This is a genomic window from Tunturiibacter lichenicola (genome assembly GCF_051013355.1).
Classification (GTDB): Bacteria; Acidobacteriota; Terriglobia; order Terriglobales; family Acidobacteriaceae; genus Edaphobacter; species Edaphobacter lichenicola_F.
Genome location: NZ_CP132944.1, coordinates 1,764,601 through 1,783,673 on the forward strand (window position 1 = coordinate 1,764,601; position 19,073 = coordinate 1,783,673).

Annotated in this window: 17 protein-coding genes; 6 read left to right on the forward strand and 11 right to left on the reverse strand. The window is 53.6% G+C overall.

Translation table 11 applies throughout. The features are described from left to right. Positions 1-58 precede the first annotated feature (58 nt). Together RBB82_RS07585 and RBB82_RS07590 are read left to right on the forward strand one after the other, a co-directional pair. Complete coding sequence (locus RBB82_RS07585; protein ID WP_433974513.1) at positions 59-1,906, forward strand: tetratricopeptide repeat protein; 1,848 nt, start codon at positions 59-61, stop codon at positions 1,904-1,906. Positions 1,907-2,105: 199 nt separating this feature from the next. Further along, on the forward strand, positions 2,106-2,648 hold the full coding sequence (locus tag RBB82_RS07590) for a hypothetical protein (RefSeq protein ID WP_433974514.1): 543 nt from the start codon (positions 2,106-2,108) through the stop codon (positions 2,646-2,648). Between the two features lie 22 nt (positions 2,649-2,670). Here RBB82_RS07590 and RBB82_RS07595 read toward each other — a convergent pair whose 3' ends face one another. Continuing rightward, positions 2,671-3,222 (reverse strand): hypothetical protein, encoded by a 552-nt coding sequence (locus tag RBB82_RS07595; RefSeq protein ID WP_433974515.1) that lies wholly within the window; start codon positions 3,220-3,222, stop codon positions 2,671-2,673. Positions 3,223-3,468: 246 nt separating this feature from the next. On the opposite strand from RBB82_RS07595, the gene RBB82_RS07600 reads away from it, so the two are divergent. Next, the gene (locus tag RBB82_RS07600; protein ID WP_433974516.1) at positions 3,469-5,613 is read left to right on the forward strand and encodes a winged helix-turn-helix domain-containing protein; all 2,145 of its coding nucleotides are present in this window, start codon (positions 3,469-3,471) and stop codon (positions 5,611-5,613) included. Positions 5,614-6,019: 406 nt separating this feature from the next. Here the strand turns inward: RBB82_RS07600 and gatA are convergent, their stop codons facing one another. The 5 genes from gatA to RBB82_RS07625 all read right to left on the reverse strand — a co-directional run bounded on the left by gatA (position 6,020) and on the right by RBB82_RS07625 (position 10,152). Next, complete coding sequence (gene gatA, locus RBB82_RS07605; RefSeq protein ID WP_433975349.1) at positions 6,020-7,465, reverse strand: Asp-tRNA(Asn)/Glu-tRNA(Gln) amidotransferase subunit GatA; 1,446 nt, start codon at positions 7,463-7,465, stop codon at positions 6,020-6,022. 69 nt (positions 7,466-7,534) lie between these two features. Continuing rightward, on the reverse strand, positions 7,535-7,861 hold the full coding sequence (gene gatC, locus RBB82_RS07610) for an Asp-tRNA(Asn)/Glu-tRNA(Gln) amidotransferase subunit GatC (RefSeq protein WP_433974517.1): 327 nt from the start codon (positions 7,859-7,861) through the stop codon (positions 7,535-7,537). Then, positions 7,858-8,139, reverse strand: coding sequence for a DciA family protein (locus RBB82_RS07615; RefSeq protein WP_433974518.1), 282 nt, complete (start codon positions 8,137-8,139; stop codon positions 7,858-7,860). Before RBB82_RS07615 ends, gatC begins: the two co-directional genes overlap by 4 nt. A 96-nt stretch (positions 8,140-8,235) precedes the next feature. Beyond that, positions 8,236-9,402 carry a glycosyltransferase gene (locus RBB82_RS07620; RefSeq protein ID WP_433974519.1) on the reverse strand — a complete coding sequence of 389 codons (1,167 nt, stop codon included), beginning with the start codon at positions 9,400-9,402 and terminating at the stop codon, positions 8,236-8,238. Between the two features lie 9 nt (positions 9,403-9,411). Further along, positions 9,412-10,152 (reverse strand): sugar transferase, encoded by a 741-nt coding sequence (locus tag RBB82_RS07625; protein WP_433974520.1) that lies wholly within the window; start codon positions 10,150-10,152, stop codon positions 9,412-9,414. Positions 10,153-10,518: 366 nt separating this feature from the next. Here RBB82_RS07625 and rfbC point away from each other — a divergent pair, with 366 nt between their 5' ends. Further along, a complete protein-coding gene (rfbC, locus tag RBB82_RS07630; protein WP_433974521.1) occupies positions 10,519-11,103 on the forward strand; it encodes a dTDP-4-dehydrorhamnose 3,5-epimerase in 585 nt (194 codons plus the stop codon). A gap of 221 nt (positions 11,104-11,324) precedes the next feature. Here rfbC and RBB82_RS07635 read toward each other — a convergent pair whose 3' ends face one another. The 4 genes from RBB82_RS07635 to RBB82_RS07650 are packed head-to-tail and all read right to left on the reverse strand — an operon-like array spanning position 11,325 to position 15,095. After that, complete coding sequence (locus RBB82_RS07635) at positions 11,325-11,873, reverse strand: D-glycero-alpha-D-manno-heptose-1,7-bisphosphate 7-phosphatase (protein ID WP_433974522.1); 549 nt, start codon at positions 11,871-11,873, stop codon at positions 11,325-11,327. After that, a complete protein-coding gene (locus RBB82_RS07640) occupies positions 11,870-12,988 on the reverse strand; it encodes a glycosyltransferase family 4 protein (RefSeq protein WP_433974523.1) in 1,119 nt (372 codons plus the stop codon). Before RBB82_RS07640 ends, RBB82_RS07635 begins: the two co-directional genes overlap by 4 nt. Positions 12,989-13,042: 54 nt before the next feature. After that, a complete protein-coding gene (locus RBB82_RS07645) occupies positions 13,043-13,975 on the reverse strand; it encodes a glycosyltransferase family 2 protein (protein ID WP_433974524.1) in 933 nt (310 codons plus the stop codon). Continuing rightward, complete coding sequence (locus tag RBB82_RS07650) at positions 13,962-15,095, reverse strand: NAD-dependent epimerase/dehydratase family protein (protein WP_433974525.1); 1,134 nt, start codon at positions 15,093-15,095, stop codon at positions 13,962-13,964. Before RBB82_RS07650 ends, RBB82_RS07645 begins: the two co-directional genes overlap by 14 nt. Before the next feature lie 171 nt (positions 15,096-15,266). Between RBB82_RS07650 and RBB82_RS07655 the strand changes: the two genes are divergently transcribed. Together RBB82_RS07655 and RBB82_RS07660 are read left to right on the forward strand one after the other, a co-directional pair. Continuing rightward, positions 15,267-15,941 (forward strand): acyltransferase, encoded by a 675-nt coding sequence (locus tag RBB82_RS07655; protein ID WP_433974526.1) that lies wholly within the window; start codon positions 15,267-15,269, stop codon positions 15,939-15,941. 52 nt (positions 15,942-15,993) lie between these two features. Beyond that, complete coding sequence (locus tag RBB82_RS07660; protein ID WP_433974527.1) at positions 15,994-16,911, forward strand: class I SAM-dependent methyltransferase; 918 nt, start codon at positions 15,994-15,996, stop codon at positions 16,909-16,911. 563 nt (positions 16,912-17,474) lie between these two features. On the opposite strand, the gene RBB82_RS07665 is transcribed toward RBB82_RS07660, so the two are convergent. After that, positions 17,475-18,983: a polysaccharide biosynthesis C-terminal domain-containing protein gene (locus RBB82_RS07665; RefSeq protein ID WP_433974528.1), complete on the reverse strand. Its 1,509-nt coding sequence runs from the start codon at positions 18,981-18,983 to the stop codon at positions 17,475-17,477. Positions 18,984-19,073: the final 90 nt, after the last annotated feature.

Consider the following 19,073-nt stretch of genomic DNA (forward strand, 5'->3'; position numbering starts at 1 on the left):
CCGTGTCATCCAACTGGGATAGAATCCCTGCGACAAGCCGATTTTTTCGGAGAGCGCCATGGGTGAGCCGTCATTTGAAGTACCGCCTGCGGAGCTGCCGCCCGAGAAGGTTCTCGATTCCTGGAAGGAGATCGCGGCCTACCTCAACCGCGACGTCACCACCGTCCAGAGGTGGGAGAAGCGAGAGGGGATGCCGGTCCACCGGCATTTGCACGACAAGCGCGGCTCTGTCTATGCCCTGAGCGAAGAGCTTGACGGCTGGATTCAGAGCCGACGTTCGCGCGTGGACGAGCCCGAAGCGGAGCCCGAGGTGGAACAACTCCCTCCGTCAGCAACGAGCGATGACGACCGATCGTCTGCGCGCAGAAATCGCCTGTGGTTTGCTCTGGCTGGCGTACTTTGCCTCTGCCTTGTGACGGCTGCGTGGCTCGTGTTTCGGCATCGCACCATGACAGAGGTGCCCACCGATAAGCCCGAGGCCAATGGAGCAACGGTAACCAATGACCCTAGGGTAACCAATGACCCCAGGATCAAGTCGCTGGCTGTCCTGCCTCTGCGAAACCTGTCGGGCGATCCTGCTCAGGATTACCTGGCCGACGGTATGACCGAAGCCCTCATCGGCCGCCTCGCGAACATCCGCGATCTGCGGGTAATCTCTCACACCTCCGTAATGCGCTTCAAGAATCCGCAGATCTCCGTACCGGAGATCGCCAGAACACTGGGCGTGGATGCTGTCGTCGAAGGCTCCGTCATCAAGCAAGGAGATCACATTCGTGTCACCGCACAGCTGATTCGCGGAACCACCGACGAACACTTCTGGTCCGAAACCTATGACCGCGAGATGCGGGATGCGCTCACGCTGGAAAGCGAGTTGGCGCAGTCCATCGCAGAGAAAGTCCAGGTAACGGTCACAGGAGATGAACGCCAGCGACTGACTGCCGCGCGTCCTGTCGCGCCTGAAGTCTACGAAAGCTATCTAAGAGGGAGGTTTGTATTAGACCGGGGAAACAGCAGAGCTGAGATTGAGCAAAGCATTGGCAACTTCGAGGACGCGATCAACAAAGACTCGACGTTTGCACCAGCTTACCTTGGCCTGGCACAAGCCTATACCAACCTTGGAACAGTCTTCAGCGGCGTCTCTCCGGCAGACACGCGCCCGAAGGTCATGAGCTTCGCGCGAAAGGCGCTGGCCATCGACCCTGACCTGGTTCAAGCCCATGTAATTCTGGCAAATGTCCTTCAGGAAGAGTGGCACTGGACCGAAGCTGAGACCGAATACAGGCGCGCCCTCCAACTGAACCCGAACGGAGCCCGTGCCCACGCCGGGCTTGCTCTATGGCTGGTCTGCGAAGGACGTACCGAGGAAGCTGTTGAATGGATAAAGCGCGGCCAGGAACTGGATCCGGTCGAAGTCACCGGAGCGAACGTATCGTGGATTCTCTTTCAGGCACATCGCTACGACGAAGCCATTCGCGAATCGCGCAGCACATTGGCCGTAAAGCCGGACGATGCGGTCGCGCTCTCAGGTCTGTGGTTCGCGCTGATTGCGAACAATCAACCCGCAGACGCAATCCCGGTATTGGAAAAAGCAATCTCTCTTTCGAAAGGCAGTCCTGCTGCAACCGGCATACTCATCAGAGCCTATGCCCACGCAGGTCGGCGCGATGACGCACTTCGGCTGCTCGAAGAACTGAAAAGACGCAAAGCCGCAGGCTACGTTCCTGCGGCTGCGTTTGTGAACGGCTATCTGGGCCTTGGTGAAAACGAACAGGCCTTCATTTGGCTTGAGCAGGCATACAAAGAGAAATCAAATATCCTGCAGTTCCTGCTGACCCATCCATACTTCGACCCCATCCGCAACGATCCCCGATTCGCGGACCTGATCCACCGCGCAGGCCTTCAATGAACTCTCTTTGAGTTCACCCTACCCCGCCGAAGGCAGGCCCATACCATGAAAATGGTATTGTCCACTCTCATAGAAAGGCAGTATCAACGTACGAAGGGCAAAGTGCCCAGTTAGATACTGGCGTGCAATTAATCATTCCCGCGCCAAAGCCGAAACAGGATAACAATAGGCAATCAAACCGATGATCGGGGTTACGGATATGCCATCTGATAACTATTTTGTCGAGTTGTATGGCGTCACTGAAGAACAAGCTCTCAACTTCTGGACCTCGCATCTCCACGAAACGATAGGCAATGAGCTGTGGTCTCAGATCCGTGACTCTACGGGCGTTTATCTGGCAAGCGTGCTCGGTCATTTTTGTTTGCAATCCGTAGATCGGCTGGCTATCCTCTCTCCCGATTACACCCCGAACGATCAGGAGTTCCGCCAGTTCGCGGATCTCACCCAGATCGCTGAACTCATGATGCGGCAGCTCACCAGCGCGAAGAATCCTCTTTGGATGGAGTCCGCCGGTGCCCACATTCTTCTCTATGCCGGCTTCTTTCAAAACCAGAATAAAGACCGGCACAACATTGGGTTCTATTCCAACCTGGGCAGAGAGTGCTATCTAATGGCCGCAGTGGGAAAGAGAGAAAAGGTAATGAAGCTGATGGCAAAAGGCTTTGATCAATACCTCTTCCATCTCGCCAACCTCCATCAACATCTGCAGGAAAGCAGATATCTGATCACGACACCGAACTAGATTTCGCAATGATACTGTCCTTCTACGGAGTATTAACCGCTTTCGATAAGTTGCACATCGGAGCAATTCCTCGTCGCAGATTCAATCCATACTTATCTGCGAGGCTCTCCTGGCGTTCCCCGCATATTGCGTGGCCCATCTCATGGGTAACTGCATAGTCGAGGATGCTTCCCGGTGGTAGTCCAAATCTGCGAGCTAACATTGCCTGTCGAGAGTCCGCGGTTTCAAACAGTTCGTCTTTCAACACGGTGACGCGAGCGATGAGTTCGCTGAATGCGGGCGTTTCAGGATCCCCGCCCAACTCCTTCACCACCTGCCTCCAGCGTGCTGAGCCTGCAAGCACAAATGTCCACTGGCCCAGCCTTTCAGTTGGATATCTTTCGAGAACCTTTGCCAGCAACGCGACGCTTGTAAGACATTGTGATGGGTCGTAGTCGGTGGTGCAGGAGAAAGAGATGCCGTGCGAAAGAGACGCGGGACGATTCGGCAGGTCTATCGGCTGAATCTTAATTGAGGTCGTTTGCGCATTGACCAAAGACACCCAGAGAAAGATGACGGCAGTCAAGATCTTCATGGCGGATACCTCATCGGTACCCGCCTACGTTGCTCGCTTCGACCTGCTACCTCAATGCAAGGCAGGTCGTAATGCGTGTCATAAAAAGATCACACAATAACCTTCGCTTTTTTATTGAGATAGCGGTGGAGTGAGGCGTCGAGCCGCATTCGCAGTGTCCACAACTCTTCGCAGTGGATCTCGCTGAGGCGTGACCCTGTCCTCAGGAAAAGCCCAAAATGATAAACTTCGTGCCACAGGTGAGCGATGGCCGACCGTGCAGAGGTTTTCGGCTCAATACGGTTCGCTCCGTTTGAGCTACTGCTCGAACCTGAAGAGCTGCGCAGAAATGGGATACGGGTCAAGGTGTCTGGACAGGCACTTCAGGTCCTTATCGTTCTAGCCTCGGAACCTGGCCGACTCGTCACTCGGGAACATCTTCGCAAGGTACTCTGGCCGGCGACGTCATTCGGAGACTTCGAACACGGTCTGAACGCCGCTGTGAACCGTCTACGAGAGGTTCTTGGCGACTCCGCCGTGAGTCCCAAATACATCGAGACAATCCCGCGGCAAGGTTATCGATTTATCGCTGCGACGAAGGTCGAAGAGGAGCAGGTTACGTCGCTTCCGCCTGCTGCTTTGACTGAACCTGCGAGACCAGCCGCAAAGCTATCTCTTCGAAGGTGGTGGATTCCACTGGCTGTCGCTGCATGTATTCTCATCGGCCTGGCATGCCTTCAGCTTAAAACCAGGCTTGAAGAAGCTTCGCGGCTGTTGAGGATTGAGCGTCTCGCTGTTATTCCGTTTACGTCACTGCCAGGCAATGTGACCTCGCCCGCCTTTTCGCCGGATGGGAGTGAGGTCGCATTCGGGTGGGACGGTGAGACCAATGGCGCGGGATACGATCTCTATGTGAAGGTGATAGGTTCCGAGAGCCCATTGCGTATCACGCGGCACCCGTCCGAAAAACTATCGATAGCCTGGTCGCCCAATGGGAGCGACATCGCGATCAGCCGCGTTTCAAAAGAGGGGGCTTCGGGCATCTTTCTCGTTCCGCCGACAGGTGGACCGGAGCGGAAAATTTATTCTCGAAGCACCACGTACTGGTATGGGAAAGAACTCAGCTGGTCTTCTGACGGCAAGTATCTCGCTTTCACGGACCATCCCGAGACCTCCTACCAAACGATAATTCTTTACCTGCTTTCAATGAGCACATTGAAGGTGACGCCAGTGAAAACGGACTGCAAGTATGCAGTCACGCCTTCCTTTGCCCCAAAAGGCGAACTTCTGGCATGGGTTTGTATGGATCAGTTGGGAAGTGAGTCTTTACGTCTGCTGAATTTGGCCGATGGAAGGACCACAGAGCTACTGAAGGGCCACGAAATGATCTGCGGCATCGCCTGGGCGAGAGGTGGCGACAGCATCCTCTACAGTTCCTCCCTGATTGAAGGCAGCCTTTGGGAGGTCGTTCTCGCTCACCCGGAGCGAGCGCAAAGATTACCGATTGGACATGACGTTTCGGACGTGACCGTCAGTTCATCCGGCCATCGCCTTATCTATTTGCAAAGCTCGACCAACACCAATATCTGGCAGCTTGATCTTCAAGCATCCCCACCGCAAGCGCACGAGCTAATCGTCTCTTCGGCGGAACAGGAATCAGCCAGCATCTCGCCAGACGGCAGAAGAATAACCTTCGAGTCTGATCGCAGCGGAGCCCTGGAAATATGGGTCTGCGATAGTGACGGATCCAACGTCCTCCAACTGACCTCCTTTGGTGATAGGACAACTGGCTCGCCGCGTTGGTCTCCCGACGGAGGTCTGATCGCTTTTGATTCACGATTCGGTGGCGAATCCAATCTGTACACGGTCGATCCGGCGGGAGGAGTTCCAGTCAAACTAGATATCGACGTACCCGACAAATCACAGCCTAGCTGGTCACCAGACGGTAAGTGGATCTACTTCACGCAGGGTGAGGACTTTGGCGAACCCTCCGTCTGGAGGGCGCCGTCGCGCGGTGGTCATGCGGTGCAGGTTGCAAGCGCTCCGGCAGCCGTGCCTTTTGCGTCATCTGAAGATCAATATGTTTACTTCTTTCGAAGTAAGAAGCTCTGGCGCATGATGCCAGATGGCTCTTCGCCTGAAGAGGTAAAAGGTATGGCGGAGCTAAGTTTCCAGGGAACCGAATGGTTTCCCACCAAAGCGGGAATCTACTTTATGTCCCACGAGAACGGTAAGGCGACGATCGAGCTATACGACATCAAAACCCAAAAGATTAGCCCGGTTTTCTCACTGGAGAAGTCTCCTCCGTATTGGGTCGGTGCAATGCCCGTCTCTCCGGATGGGAAGTGGCTACTGTTCCCACAAGTCGATGGGCATTCCAGCAATCTGATGATGGTTGAAAACATGCAGTAGACGCCGGACTATGCTGCGCGTTGCCAACCTACCTCCGACTAGATGACCGACAACCGGTTGTTATCGATTGGTGTTAACAGGGGCAAGTCACTCATCGAGTCCGCTCAGAAAACCTGTCAAGCCCCTAATGAGAGCAACTCCATATATAACAATGAGATACGCGTGGCGTATGAGTTAGTAACAACCCGATATACTGGATACAGAACATAGAAAACCCCGGTCACTTCGCCGGGGTTTTTTACATTGGAAAGGAGAAATTGCCCGTAACCCCTTTGACTAGACATATTTGACCGCAAACCCGTTTAGAATGACATTTTTACGTCGAGCCATTTTTGTAAATAACTGATTGCAAGCGGTTTACCCAGGATAATGGGGGGGGTGGGGTACCTCCAAATCTGCGGATCGCTCAGCCGTGTGATTCGAAACCTGCCTCCACGGCCTTGGCCACTCGGAACATGGTCGCCTCGTCGAAGTGTCTACCCATCACCTGCACTCCGATCGGCAGACCGTCCCTGGTCTCACCACAGGGCACAGAGACGCCGCAGATGCCCGCCAGGCTCGCCGCGACCGAGTAGATGTCCTCGAGGTACATCTGGACAGGATCGTCGGTCTTAGCGCCTAGTTTGAACGCAGGCGTAGGGGTGACCGGAGCGACCAGCACATCGACCTCGGCAAACGCCGCCAGAAAGTCGCGTGTCAACAGCGTCCGAACCTGCTGAGCCTTGCGGTAGTAGGCGTCGTAGTAGCCCGCGCTGAGCGAGTAGGTGCCCAACAGGATGCGTCGCTTTACCTCGGCACCAAACCCGGCGTCCCGGGTCTTGCGGAACATCTCGGACAGCGTCTTCGCCTCCTCCGACCGCAGCCCGAACCGGACGCCGTCGAACCGCGAAAGGTTCGACGAGGCCTCCGCCGTCGCAATCACGTAGTAGGTAGGAATCGCATACTTGGTGTGCGGCAGACTGACCGGCTTCACCACGCATCCAGCCGTCTTCAGACCAGCCAGAACACCATCAATCGCAGCCCGGATCTCCGGATCCAACCCCTCGCCGAAGTACTCCTCCGGCACGCCAATCCGAAGCCCCTCAACGGGCTTCGACAACCCACCAACGTAGTCGTCAACCGGTCGCTCCGAGGAGGTCGCGTCCAGCACATCGTGCCCGGCCAGAACCTGCAGCACGGTCGCCGCATCCTTCACGGTCTTGGTCAAAGGCCCTACGCGGTCCAGCGACGACGCGAACGCGATCAGCCCATACCGGCTCACTCGCCCATACGTCGGAAGCACCCCCACCACGCCGCAGAAAGCCGCAGGCTGACGGATCGAACCGCCCGTATCGGTCCCCAGCGTCGCAACTGCAAAATCAGCCGCCACCGCCGCTGCAGAACCACCGCTCGAACCACCGGGAACCCGGTCCAGAGCGCGAGGATTCAACACCGGACCATACGCCGAGTTCTCATTCGAAGAACCCATCGCAAACTCATCGCAGTTCAGCTTCCCAAGCAGAACCGCCCCAGCCGCCTCCAGCTTCGCCACAGCGGTCGCATCGTAAGGCGGCCGATACCCCTTCAGGATTAGCGACCCCGCCGTAGCCGGAGCCCCCTTCATCACCAGCACATCCTTGATCCCCACCGGCACCCCTGCCAGCACCGGCAAATCCTCACCCCTGGCCGCCATGCCATCGATCTTCGCCGACTGCTCCAGCGCCCGCTCGCGGCTCAACGCCAAAAAACTGTGAATCTCGCCGTCGCGCGCAGCGATCCGCTCGTAGTGCAGCTCTGCCAGCGCCGTCGCAGTAACCTCGCCAGAAGCCAGCGCAGCGCGCGCTCCATCAATCGTCAAACTATCCAATTCCATCGCCTTCACACTCACCATCTCTGCACCAAAACCACTCCAGATTCGCCTGCAACCGCCTGCTTCTCGAGGCTAGCGCTCAATCACCTTCGGGACCTTGAAGAACCGCCCATCAGTCTCAGGCGCCGAAGCCATCACAGCCGCCCGATCCAGCGAAGGCCGCACCAAATCAGGCCGCAACGTTCCACCAACGCTGTCGACATCGCCGCCCAACATCTCGCCAACCTGCGCCATCGCAGGAACTCCAGCAGTATCCAGCTCATTGAGCTGCGCAATATGTCCCAGAATGGCGTTCAGATCCCGTTGCATCCGCGGCTCTTCCTCACCCGTCAGCTCAAGGTTCGCCAACTCGGCAACTCGCCGCACATCCTCGATCGTTACACCAGCCTGTTCACTCATCGCCTATCATTCCTCTTACTCTCAAAGTGTATCTCGGTCACCTTCACTCCTGCGATCCGAGCCATCTCCCGCGCAAGCTGCCCGCGCATGCTCATCAGTTGCCGCAGCCACGCAACATCCACCACCTCAACGCGAACCACACCCTCCACATATCCGACCACGGTCCCATGCTCCGCCATCGCCTTACCGCAGGCCACCGTCCAAGCCGCAGCAAGCCTGTCCTCCTCACTCAGCCCCGCTAAGCTCCGTCCAAGGGCTCCTTTGAGCAGATCCCGCATTCCCTCCATCGCCGAACCTCACAATAACCAGTCGCCACTTAGACCCAAAGTTACAGCCCGCGGTCCCAACTGACCGAGCCAGACGCCCACCAATAACTAGACGAGATCCAGTGCGCTATCCGACGCCATTGCACCCGCAGCTTCGGGCACTTTCTCCAGTACGAACTCACGTAATCTGCGTAGAAACACCGGTGTGGCAAACTCCGCAGCCCTGCTCTGAATTACCGACGGAATAAAGGTGCCGGCGGCATCCACCAGCTCAAACCTCGAGATCCCCTCCATCAGAGATTCCACCGTCTGCTCCGAAAAATAAACTCCTGTAGGGGAAGCTCCATCCCCCTGTACCGTTTCCAGCGACCCACCTGCGCCGTAGGCGATCACCGGGCGACCACAAGCCTGAGCCTCAAGCGGCACCATGCCGAAGTCCTCATCCGCTGCGAACAACAACGCCCTGCAGTTTGCGTACTCCTGCCACAGTGCCTCCGTGCTCATCTCTCCCAGAAATTCAACATCGGCGTTTCCTGCCAGACTCTTCAGAGACTTTTCCTCCGGGCCAGTCCCGGCGATGCGGAGCTTCCGCACCATCCGACCACACGCCTCGATCATCAGCTCTGTTCGTTTGTACCCGACCAGTCTTCCTGCGGAGAGATAATGTTCTCCAGGTGCATCAACCATTCGCGCACGATGTAGATCAATCGGCGGGTGAATGACTCTACTCTCTCGCCTATAGATTCGCTCAATTCTGCGCGCAACGTAATTGGAGTTCGCGATAAAGAAAGTAACCTTCTCAGCCGCCCGCAAATCCCACCGACGCACCCGGCCAGCTGTGGCAGAAAAAACCGCCCGCGTAAGCGCACCCATCTTCGACCGATAAGCTTCAAATCCGTCATAGAGATAGCGCATCGGTGAATGACAATAGCAGATCTGCACCGCACCCTCGCCCAGCCGAACACCCTTGACCGGTCCGCTATCGGAGGTTATCACCAGGTCGAACCCACGTAGATCCAAACATTCCGTCGCAGCAGGATAGAGCGGCATCATGTGCCGGTGGTACCTGCGCGCCATAGGAATCTTCTGAAGAAATGAGGTGTGTATTGGGCGGTCACGCAGCCCATCGGGAACACCGGGACCATCCGTGAGCAACGTGAAGATCTCAGCCTCAGGAAAGAGTGAGGCAATACATTCTGCGACGCGCTCCCCGCCGCCCCGCGTCACAAACCAATGATGAACGATGGCAACCCGCAACTTGCCCTTACCCTTCATGAACCTCTTCTAGTACGCGCCATCCTGATTCACTACCGACGAAAATGTTTTCATCAGAATCACGAAATCTTTGGCCAGTGACCAGTGCTCAACATATTCGCAGTCCAAAGCCACACGCTCATCGTAGGTGAGCCCACTACGTCCTGAGACCTGCCAAAGACCTGTTAGCCCGGGCTTTACTCTGCAGTAGCAGTCAAAGCACTCGCGATATTTCTCTACTTCGGCCGCAACGATCGGCCGTGGTCCCACCAAACTCATTTGCCCCATCAGTACATTCCAGAGCTGCGGCAACTCGTCCAAGCTGTATCTCCGCAGAAAAACTCCCAACCGGGTAATTCTGGGATCTTCCCGCAGTTTATGGGTCTTGTTCCACTCAATGCGGGCTTCGGGATGGCGTGCCAAATAATCTTCCAGCACTTCAGCGGAGTCAACGCACATCGTACGGAACTTCCACATCGAGAAGAAGGCACCTCCCTTGCGAATCCTGCGGTGCGAATAAAAGATCGGGCCCGGAGAGCTGAACATTACAACTGCCGACACGATGCCAAGTATCAACAACATAACCGGCATCGAAACGAGCACCAAAAAAACATCACTGCAACGTTTAATCACTCTGTAACGGAAAAACCCGGATGGGATGCCGTTGGCTCGCTTTGATCTCTCCAGCGAGCGGCCTGACGACTCCGTATACGAATAAGAACCTTCGATAGCCGCTGTCCGCGACTCGGGAGATTGATATTCAGCCTGCATTCGCATCCTGTATCTGTACGACGTATTGGTGAGCGTAGCTCTGCACACAATCTGTCGTACCGGTTACCTACGCATACACTTTTGTCTCGCAGTCCACCGAGCCAACCCTACCTGCGTCGGATGGTGATCTGCGCGTCGATTTGCATCGCCTATATGTGTTGGGCCTGACATCGGCCTCTATTTTGAGAACCGGCTCGCACCGGATCGACACTGGGAAATGTAGCGTCTTCAACTAACTACATCATTCTACTCGTCCACGCATCAGCAGATTCAAAATTCGTACCTCATTCGCCAATTATTCGTCCCGCTGCGGGAAGCCAAACCCACGCACTTTCGAACTCAGCTCTCGATCACTAAACTGTTGAGATGCAAATCGTGAAAACACCTCTCCGCGACGTCAAGCTCATTGAACCCCAACGCTTCGGAGATAGTCGCGGTTGGTTTTCAGAGGTATTCAATCAATCCACCTTTGCCGATGCCGGAATTGCCAACGAATTCGTTCAGGACAACCAATCGTTTTCAGTCAAAGGAGTGCTCCGTGGACTGCACTACCAGCTTGGGCGCCCCCAGGGCAAACTCATTCGCGTTCTAGCAGGCCACATCTGGGACGTCGTAGTCGATCTGCGAAGCGAATCGCCCGACTTCGGCAAGTGGGCCGGTTTCCACCTCAAGACCGAATCGCCCGAGGACGTGATACAGCTCCTCTGGATACCAGAAGGCTTTGCTCATGGCTTCCTCGTCCTCTCGGACGCTGCTCAAGTGCTCTACAAAACTACTGATTTCTATTATCCCGCTGGAGAACGCTCGATCCTTTGGAACGATTCAACCCTGAACATTACCTGGCCGCTGGAAGGCCTCAATGGGATATCGCCGTCAATTAGCGCCAAGGACGCACTTGGAAAACCCTTCGACGAAGCCGAACTTCCGCAGCAGGTTAGCTTTTCAAGATAAGGATCACTTCGGCGAGACTCTTTGCGGCTCGAAAAAGAGTCTCTCCAGAAGAGACCGGACCATACCTTTGCAGATAATCTCAATCGTCGGTCTGCCAGTCTACGGTCTGATTATTATTCGACGTGGCAGCTGTTACTCAGCGGGTTGTAAGCCTCACGACATGCCTCCAACGGAAGTTGCCGATGATTGGCCATTAGTTCATTGGGGTGACCACACTGTCGCTAATCCCGTGCCAGCAGCCACCGCTCCACCTCTTCGAGCGAGTCCACCGCGAGATACTTACCCTTACATTCGGACGATTCGGTGCCACTTATCAAGAATGCCTGCCTCAATCCAGCCGTGTTCGCCGCCATTACGTCCGAGCACCGGTCCCCTACCATGACACTTTCACTCAACTCCACACCAAAGTCCGTGGCCCCTCGTAACAGCATCCCGGTCCCAGGCTTCCTGTCTTCGTGCTCCCGTTTGTACTCCCCCACCCCATGCTCTGGATGAAACGGGCAATAGTACACCGCATCCAACTCCACTCCTTGCGCTCGAAGCTCACCACGCATGAACTCCATGAGTGCGTGAAAATCCGCCTCTGAGTAGTACCCGCGGGCGATCCCGGCCTGGTTGGTCACTACAATCAGCCGATAGCCCAGCCTTACCGCCGTCCTGCAGAGCGACAATATCCCATCGACGAACCGTACCTCTTCGGCACGATGGAGATACCCCACCTCCACGTTGACGACACCGTCGCGATCCAGAAATAGCGCCCTATCAATCATCTTCTACCTTCCAGAAGCAGGTTCATCACCACAGACGATTGTTCGGCACACTCTTGCAATCTGAAACATTTTTCTCTCTCAAACCCTGCGCGTCGCAATGTATCCATTCGTTCCGTAGACATCACCTCGGCCAGCCTCTCGGCCAATTGAGTCTCCGAGCGTGGATCGAAGTACATCGCGGCTCCAGCGGCCACTTCCGGCAACGCTCCTGCCGCCGAGCACAGCACCGGGCACCCCAGCCGCATTGCTTCAAGCAGAGGCAGACCAAATCCCTCATATAACGAAGGGAGTACGGAAGCGCTTGCTCCTGCATACAATTGAATCAGTTCCGCATCCGAAACTTCGCCCGCGAACCGGACACGTTTTCCCATTGTCTCGGCCTGGCGGACTACTGCGTCATCGTTGGTCCCAACCCCGCGTATCCGTCCTGCTAACACCAGTCGATGGGGTATGGAATCCATCACTTTGGCGAATGCTCGTAGCAGCAGACCCAAGTTCTTGTTCGGTTTCACATTCCCCACATAGAGAAGATAGGGTAACCCGTCGGCTTCCACATGTCGGACAGCCGTGTGCGGCCAGTTTGCATCCAGTCCGAGGTGTGTCACCGTCATCTTTTCGGCGGGAACTCGAAGTCGTTGAGTTAACTCCTCAGCCGTGAACTTTGAAACGCAAAGGATCGACGTCGACTGCTTTACACTGCGCTCAATAAGCAGTTTCGCGTAAGCGCGCTTTAGAGTATTGCCTAAAATTTCAGGCATCGCCAGTGGAGCTACATCATGTATCGTGACGACCATCCGTCCGCCGTAGGCCAACGGGGCGTTGTAATGCGGGGCCCACAATAAATCAGTGTCGCGGTATACCCCCCTGAGCGCCATCGTCTGTTCCGCGACACTGTAGATCGTCGCAGTTTCTTCAACAAACTCCACGCGGGAGTCATTCAACCAATCTTCTTCACCAACGATCTCTCGTTGCCCTATCACTCGCACGCGGTCTGCCTTGATTCTCGGTAGCAGCAATGGCATTAAGTTCCGCAAATAACGACCAATGCCCGAGTGTCGATACATCCGCAGATCCACCGTCAAGCGCACAATGTTCCTTGTCTTGCCTTTTATCACTCAGGAAATGCTCCAACACTAGATGATCTCGTAAACAACTATGGGCAGAGAAGCTCACGCCACCATACGTCTTCCCTCCGCCCATGCAGCTCGCTTAATGTCGTAGGCCGCACGTGTGTCTTTTTTCAAAACGAATCGGAGCAGATAGTACCCGGCATATAGCCACTGAAATAGCGCTCCATAGCCACCACGAACATGCTTGGCTATAAAAAATGCCCTGTTTCGCGCACCGTATCTCATCGAAAAAGCAGAATCTGTCCCAGTCAGACTATTTACTTTGTGCCAAAGCTTTGCCTCTGGCAAATACCAGAGGCTCTCGCCCGCTCTCCAGGCTCTTAGCATAAAGTCTGTGTCATCGCTATAAACAAAATATCGTTCGTCCATCAATCCGATACGGCTGAACACCTCGCGATGAACTAAAACGCAGCATGTTGGAGCGTAGGTCACAGCTCGAGCACGGTTGCACTGTCCAACATCACGCTGATTCTCCGCATAATGTAGATTTCGAAATGCAAGCCTAGGCTGGAAATATCCACCCGCACACCAGATCACATCGTGAGGCTCACAAAAATAGATCAGCGGAGTCGTCATATTGCAGCGATATTCAGCCAATCCATCCTGCAACTGTTGAAATAACTCCGCTCCAAAAACCACGTCATTATTCAGCAACAAAACATACTCACACCCGCTGTCCAAAGCAGCGCGAATTCCTTGATTGTTGCCAGCAGCCACGCCCAGGTTTTCCTGGTTTGATATCAGAATGAGTCTTGGATCTCCCCATCTTTCAAGCTGATCAAAAGAGTCGTCGTGGGATGCATTGTCAACTACATATAGCAAAAAGTCCCGATGAGTCTGCTGCTCTAAAGAGTGAATAAATTCGGGTAAAACGGAACTGCTGTTGTAGGTGACCGTGACCACACCAATCCGGCCTGATACATACTCTGGTGGCAGCGTATAGGGGCGGTCGTTTTGGCTAGCGATGCCCATGCAGCAATCCCTTTTCCTTCATCTCCACAAGCGACTGTTCATAAGCGCCAACCTCGGGCTGGCTCTGAGAAGCCCACTCTAAAAACTTTCGCAGTCCCAAGTCAAAACCCCACTTTGGCTCGTAATGTAGCAACGACTGAACCCGACTCAAATCTGCAAAACCGTGGCGGATATCACCATCGCGAAACTCCCCTGTCACTCTAACCTTCGAATGTCCTCCATAAAAGTCGTTGATCCCGTTTGCAACCTCCAGCACGGAAGTCCTGGCACCGGAACCAATATTCACACAATGGCTTCCCTGAAAATTACCGAGCACACAGCATGCGGTTGCGCGCACCACGTCGTCAACATAAACAAAATCGCGACTCTCTAGACCGTCTTCAAATATCTGAAGTTGGCGGCCAGTCCGCGCCAGATTCGAGAAAATAGCGAGAATGCCGGTGTAGGGGTTCGTCAGCGACTGCCCCGGGCCATATACATTTTGATAGCGCAAAGCCATCGACGAAATGCCCAAAGTCTCGCCGAACAGCAGTACAGTTTGCTCCTGCACCTGCTTGGTCAGACCGTAATAGGACGACGGTTGAAGCGGGGCCGACTCTGGAGTCGGCACACTTTCGCAGTGTTCCGAGCAAATCGGACAGACCGGATCAAACAGAGAAGCTTTTTTTTCCGCACTCGTTCGTGACTTGGGATAGACAACACCATGATGCAAACAATGGTATGCACCCTCTCCATAGATAGCCCGAGAAGAGGCCACCACAATTTTTGTCACATTGTGCTTTGGCGTCTTGGCCAGCAAATCGTACAGTAACGCTGTACCCTGCAGATTCGTGCGCGCATAACGTGATACCTCGTACATCGATTGCCCGGTTCCGGTCTCCGCAGCAAGATGCACGATCGCATCCACCCCATCCAGTGCGGAACTCAACGTAGGGGCATCCGCCACATCCCCCACCACTAACCGAACGTGCGCAGCAATATCGACGGCAGGCGTCTGCCGATCTCCATGCACCTGAGACAGGAAATTGTCCAAAATTGTGACGCCGTGCCCTCGATCCAACAAATGCCGAGTCAGATGAGTCCCAATAAAGCCGGCTCCGCCGGTAATAAGAATGCGCATACTCCATAAGTCTAACAAATGGGGCAGCTGCTTCATCACTCTAGCAGTCCGTTCCCACATATGTACTACCAGATTCCAGCGCGTAACGAGGAATTCTCGAGATTGATGCCCATTGTTGGTTGCAAGACCGTTCCAGTCCCATTTCAAACCCTAGATGCTACTATTTTTTAAATGAACTTTGTAAATCCGATGCCACGCGGCCAAAAGCGGACCCTAGTAAGGAGACTTTTATCTTTTGCTCGCGGGCCTATTCCGGAAAAGTTCAACACCCTAAAGCGTGTTTTTTATTATTTCAAGGGCATATTGTATTACCGCCAGGTTTTCGGCAGCTTTGGGATCAATTCAATTCTGTTTAAACCGTTGCTCCTCAGCAACCCACGTTTTATACACATAGGGAAAAACGTCGATATTGGTCAAGGAGTAAGGATGGAGGCTTTGATCACTAGTGGAAAGCGTATTCCAGAGTTCCGCATCGGAGACAACGTCAATATAGAACAAAATGTTCATCTCGTTTGCCATTCGCGTCTTGTTATCGGCAGCGACGTTTCCATCACTGGCCATTGCGCAATAGTGGATGTGACCCACCCCTACGCAAACGTGGACGATCCTATCAAGATCGGGTCGCGGATACTTGATGAAGACTCGTTTGTCGAGATCGGGAACGGATCTTTCTTGGGTTTCGGCACCGTTGTAATGCCAAATGTGCGAATTGGAAAAAACTGCATTATTGGTGCTCATTCGGTTGTCACTAAGAATGTGCCAGATTACTCCGTGATTGCAGGCAATCCCGCAAAGGTACTACGTCGTTACGATCACATCGCCGGAGAATGGCTTGCTCAGCGTTAGGACTGCTCCGTCTCCAATCATGGACAGATGACTAAGGTATGATGGGCAAGAGATGTCGACTCAGCCATGCATTGTTTGCCAATCCACCATTTCCTCCCACCTGTTTAGCACATGGGACCGTCACTACGGGATACCAGGAAAGTTTAATATCGCACGTTGCACGAGTTGCGGCCTGGTTCGTTTGGATCCCATCCCTACAGCAACCGAGCTAGCTGGTTTCTATGACGAAAATTATTACGCCTATGAACCACTCAAAAGTAACAGCAGGCTAAAGAATTTTGTGAAGCAAATCTTCAAGGCCAAAATCAAGACTCACGACCCTTTGTTTTCGCAGCCTGGTGAATTTCTGGATATTGGCTGCGGAAGTGGTGACTACTTGCATGTGATGCGATCGAGAGGTTGGAAAGTACGCGGCGTCGAACCAAGCACTTTCGGAGCTGAGGAAGGACGCCGGGCGGGATTCGATATCTTCAACGGAACCCTGGATCAAGCTAAATTCAATACCAACACGTTTGAATATGTTCGATCCAATCATTCTTTCGAACATATGCCCAATCCGATGGAGGTACTCCATGAAATTCATCGTATTTTAAAGCCGGGCGGGAAAGTTTATATTGGAATACCAAATATCGACAGTATCCCGTACCAGATATTCGGCAAATATTGGTGGTATCTAGGCGCGCCAGTACACACATACAACTACACGATACCTACTATTTTTACTTTATTGGAGAGATCTGGCTTTTCAATTCAGAAGGTCTACTTCAACTCAAATTTTGCTAGTTTACTCGGGAGTTTGCAGATTTATGTCAATCGCAACAATGGCAAAAAGTCTGCTGACGGATGGTTAATCCGAAATTCTATTCTCAGGCTCTTGTGCAATATGGCGATGTGGGCCATCGATTTGATCGGCCGAGGTGATGCTGTTGAAGTGATCGCACAAAAACCGACGAGTGTTGCGCTTTCCTAAAGGACGCTCTCCCTATCACTATCGGACGATACCCGTCGACCCTCTATATTTTTCTTCGCACGTTCTACGATCTCATTGCGAATAATTTTCTCGACAAAAAATTCAGGTAACACTTTTACCCAACGCAATGAAAATTAGGCACAGCCTGCGCGCCATGGCTAACCTGATTCATTCGACTAGCGCCACAATGCTCAACCATCAGGCAGTCCCACGCGTTCTGCCGTTTAAATCTTGACGGGTCGGTTGGTTAAGGCTAACGGAGTTGTTGAGTATGTCTGCTAATCCACTGAGCCTACTCCGGCGGATTGTGAGTCGTTTCTTTAGGCGTCCAAATCGTTCCCTGCTTATTCAATGCTTGTCGGTGCTCCTGCAAGACTTGTCCGACGGTATTCCCACGAACTGAAGCTTGGTTAGATCCGTCACAAGATGAAACTCAGTCGAACTAGCGTGGAACAAACGTGACCATGGCGCGTTTCGAATCAATACTATGAGAAGTCTTCGTTTAATAAAGCGATTGCACTTTGAAGAAGACTTGCGAAGAGCGATCAGTCTAGTAGTAATACTCATGCGACGTGAGAGAGGCTTTGACCCTTGGACTTAGGCGACAGCAGGTTTCCAAAGATGACTGCCAGCGCAAGACTCATCCCAACTGCCAGAGCGAGAGACTTCAAATCCTTTGTTGATGGGCTCTGCGAATGTACAAATACCAGGTACAGTGAGACTGGCATCGCGACTAAGATCGGACGCAGGATACCTTCAAGAAAAAATGGCCATGCCGGTATGGGAACTTCTTTCGCTTTACGCACACTGAAAGGAAATAGACAGACGATTGCGATAAGTGCGCCAATCAAAGTCCCCCAAGCTACTCCGATTGGGCCTAACCATCGGCCTCCCACGATACTGAAGACCAAATTCGCAGAAGCTTCGATAAGCGCAACGGTCATACCGTATCTCTGCTGGCCGGTCGCAATGAGCATTGTGCAGTAGCTGTTCCCGGTAAGTCTTATCGCTTGCGCAACCATCAAAACTTCTAAGATTGGTAAGGCCTGTCTTGCGTATGCGGGACCAACCCAAAGCTTCAGCGCAACAAATCCATAGACAAATACGGGCAAGGTAATCACTAGACTTATGTAGCTGCTCAGTTGAGTGGTGCGAATGACAAGATCGCGAATGCGGCGTAGCTCACCGCGCTCCTGCAGCACTGCCACCGGTGCCATCATAGCGGAAAAAATGGAGTTACTCAGACCAGCGACAAAAGTCACCAACGTGGCGGAGATTGCATAATAGCCAACTGCACCGTAAGCCAAATACCCGACTATCAGTATGTCTAAACCACTGACCAATAACATACTGAATGAATAGACTGTCAGTTCAAGGCAGTTTTGCAGCAGTTCTCGCGCCATTTGTTTGCTTACATACCGTACTCGCAAACGCATCTGCGGCAACATGCGAAGTGCGATGACACATTGGAGCGTTCCACCGAATAAATTGAAAAAACCTAGACAAATTGCCAGCCAAAATAGTGAATGCGTATAGTGCACAGCCACGAGCACAGCAGTAGCACCCAAAATGCGCGATCCGCCAATCGTTAATGCTGTGAACTCGTTTCTATGTAGTCCAACTAGCACCCCAGCAAATACGGACAGTGGAAGCATCAGTGCGGCGCTTAGCGCTAGTACGAGTACACCTAACCTCAGTTCCGCAAGCAATGCTGGAGAAATTCCATGAACGATTCGCGGAAACTGCCACACCATCAACCAACTCAGCACAAGTGCCGCGATTCCAGCAGCTGACAGCATCGCAAACGCTGTGCTCACGAGGCGGTCTCGTTGATCGTAGTTCCCTCGCTCCATTAGTTGCGCAAAATAGCGGGCAACAACCGTCTGGATACCAAAATCCAGATATCCCACATATGCCGCAATTTGCAACATCAGGGCCCAAGCCGCAAAGCGATCATGATCCAACGCACGAGTAAGAAAGTGAGGCAGCGTAAGGGCAACAATCGCTGTCGCTCCTCCGCGAACCACATTCGCCAGCGCGTTCTTAATTAAAGTAAGGCCCAGCCGCTGCAAACTTCTCTCCATACCCGACGTAACAATCGACTTTTGCTCTCGATCAGCATCACATCAGGTCTGACTCCATTTCATCGTGCGTCCCTGAGT